This is a genomic window from Pseudomonas sp. 2(2015) (assembly GCF_000955865.1).
GTDB lineage: Bacteria > Pseudomonadota > Gammaproteobacteria > Pseudomonadales > Pseudomonadaceae > Aquipseudomonas.
Genome location: NZ_JYOF01000038.1, coordinates 1 through 2,774 on the forward strand (window position 1 = coordinate 1; position 2,774 = coordinate 2,774).

The window sequence follows — 2,774 nt, forward strand, 5'->3', positions numbered from 1 at the left end:
GTCCAGCGAGGCCGGCATGCTCGCCGCCGTCGACCGCGCGGTACGGCGCAAGGAGGCGGTGGTGTTCTTCGGCTGGGCGCCGCACCCGATGAACGTCAACATCGACATGGCCTACCTCAGCGGCAGCGAAGACGCCCTGGGCCCGGACGAAGGCCGCGCCACGGTGTGGACCGTTACCGCCCCCGACTACGCCCAGCGCTGCCCGAACGCCCATCGCCTGCTGAGCAACCTGAAATTCACCGCCGAAGACGAGAGCCGCATGATGCAGCCGCTGCTCGAGCACAAGGATGCGCTGGAGTCCGCCCGCCAGTGGCTCAAGGATCACCCGCAAGACCAGAAGCGCTGGCTTGAAGGGGTGACCACGTTTGACGGCAAACCGGCCGCCGAAAACCTGCAACTGACCGCTAACTGACAGACCCGTCATCATCACCTGCGCCCTGACCGGCGCCGGCGACACCGCCAGCAAAAGCCACCTGGTCCCGGTCACCCCGAAACAGATCGCCGCAGCCGCCGTAGAAGCCGCCAAAGCCGGTGCCACGGTGGTCCACTGCCACGTTCGCGACCCGCAAACCGGCCGCTTTAGCCGTGACGTCAACTTGTACCGCGAGGTGATGGAGCGCATCCGCGAATCCGACGTCGACATCATCGTCAACCTCACCGCCGGCATGGGAGGCGACCTGGAGATCGGCCCGGGCGAAACTCCGCTGGAGTTCGGCGCCGGCACCGATCTGATCGGCCCGCTGGAGCGCCTGGCCCACGTCGAGGCGCTGCTGCCGGAAATCTGCACCCTGGACTGCGGCACCCTCAACTTTGGCGACGGCAACAGCATCTACGTCTCGACCCCGGCGCAACTGCGCGCTGGGGCCAGGCGCATCACTGAACTGGGCGTCAAAGCGGAGCTGGAAATCTTCGACACCGGCCACCTGTGGTTCGCCAAGCAGATGATCAAGGAAGGCCTGCTCGACGACCCGCTGTTCCAGCTGTGCCTGGGCATCCCCTGGGGCGCGCCGGCCGACACCGCCACCATGAAAGCCATGGTCGACAACCTGCCGCCAGGCGTGACCTGGGCCGGCTTCGGCATTGGCCGCATGCAGATGCCGATGGCCGCGCAAGCAGTGCTGCTTGGCGGCAACGTGCGGGTCGGCCTGGAAGACAACCTGTACCTGGACAAGGGCGTGCTGGCCAGCAACGGCCAACTGGTGGAACGCGCCAGCGAGATTCTCAGCCGCCTTGGCGCACGGGTACTGAGCCCTGCCGAAGGCCGCGCCAAAATGAACCTGACCCGTCGCTGACTGCTGGAGAAACCGATGAGCTTTATCACCGAGATCAAGACTTTTGCAGCCCTGGGCAGCGGCGTAATCGGCAGCGGCTGGGTGGCCCGCGCCCTGGCCCACGGCCTGGATGTAGTCGCCTGGGACCCGGCGCCGGGAGCAGAGGCGGCCTTGCGCAAGCGTATCGCCAATGCCTGGCCGGCCCTGGAGCAACAGGGCCTGACGCCCGGCGCCTCGCAGCAGCGCCTGCGCTTTGTGGCGACCATCGAGGAATGCGTGCGCGATGCCGATTTCATCCAGGAAAGCGCCCCCGAGCGCCTCGACCTCAAGCTCGACCTGCACAGCAAGATCAGCGCCGCAGCCAAGCCCAATGCGCTGATCGGCTCCAGTACTTCAGGGCTATTGCCCAGCGAGTTCTACGAGTCTTCGACCCACCCCGAGCGCTGCGTGGTCGGCCATCCGTTCAACCCGGTGTACCTGCTGCCGCTGGTAGAAATCGTCGGCAGCAACAAAACCGTGCCCGAGGCCATCGAAGCGGCAAAAACCGTCTACACCGGCCTCGGCATGCGCCCGCTGCATGTGCGCAAGGAAGTGCCCGGCTTTATCGCCGACCGCCTGCTCGAAGCGCTGTGGCGCGAGGCTCTGCACCTGGTCAACGATGGCGTGGCGACCACCGGTGAGATCGACGACGCAATCCGCTTCGGCGCCGGTTTGCGCTGGTCGTTCATGGGCACCTTCCTCACCTATACCCTGGCCGGAGGCGACGCCGGCATGCGCCACTTCATGGCCCAGTTCGGCCCGGCGTTGCAACTGCCCTGGACCTACCTGCCCGCGCCTGAACTGACCGACGGCCTGATCGACGCCGTGGTCGAAGGCACCGGCGAACAACTGGGCGAGCGCAGCATCAGCGCGCTGGAGCGCTATCGTGATGATTGCCTGCTGGCCGTGCTGGCTGCAGTAAAAACCACCAAGGCCAAGCACGGCATGGCCTTCAGCGACTGACCGGAGTGCAGCGATGCCCGCATTGATCACCTACCAGACCCAGGTCCCGGCAGACTGGGTCGACTACAACGGGCATCTGCGCGATGCCTTCTACCTGCTGATCTTCAGCTATGCCACCGATGCGTTTATGGACTGCATCGGCCTGGACAGCGACAACCGCAGCGCCAGCGGCCACTCGCTGTTCACCCTGGAGTGCCNNACTTGCATGAGGTAAAGCTCGGCACCCGGGTGTGGGTGCAGAGCCAGGTTATCGGTTTTGACCACAAGCGCCTGCACCTGTACCACAGCCTGCATCGCGAGGGGTTTGATGAAGCGCTGGCGGCCAGTGAACAGATGCTGTTGCATGTCGACCTTGCCGGACCGAGGTCAGCACCGTTTGCACCGGCGGTGCTTGAGCGCTTGCAGGGGGTCGTGAATGAGCAGGTTGATCTGCCGGCGGCCGAGTTTGTTGGCCGGGTGATCGGGTTGCCAAAGTAACCGCCCTATCGCTGGCAAGCCAGC

At 65.4% G+C, this 2,774-nt stretch carries 3 protein-coding genes and 1 pseudogene; all 4 read left to right on the forward strand.

From position 1 onward, the window contains the following. On the forward strand, positions 1–412 hold a 412-nt coding region (locus UB48_RS26745; RefSeq protein WP_045202372.1), incomplete at its 5' end, for a glycine betaine ABC transporter substrate-binding protein. Between the two features lie 10 nt (positions 413–422). After that, positions 423–1,292 carry a 3-keto-5-aminohexanoate cleavage protein gene (locus tag UB48_RS26750; protein ID WP_045202373.1) on the forward strand — a complete coding sequence of 290 codons (870 nt, stop codon included), beginning with the start codon at positions 423–425 and terminating at the stop codon, positions 1,290–1,292. Between the two features lie 15 nt (positions 1,293–1,307). After that, positions 1,308–2,273, forward strand: a complete 966-nt coding sequence (locus UB48_RS26755) for an L-carnitine dehydrogenase (protein WP_045202374.1) — start codon at positions 1,308–1,310, stop codon at positions 2,271–2,273. Positions 2,274–2,286: 13 nt separating this feature from the next. After that, positions 2,287–2,750 (forward strand): annotated as a pseudogene (locus UB48_RS26760) (thioesterase family protein). Positions 2,751–2,774: the final 24 nt, after the last annotated feature.

What these genes read in the sequence shown, in the direction of transcription:
- UB48_RS26755 (WP_045202374.1), top strand. Translation starts at nt 1,308, where the DNA reads ATGAGCTTTATCACCGAGATCAAGACTTTTGCAGCCCTGGGCAGCGGC.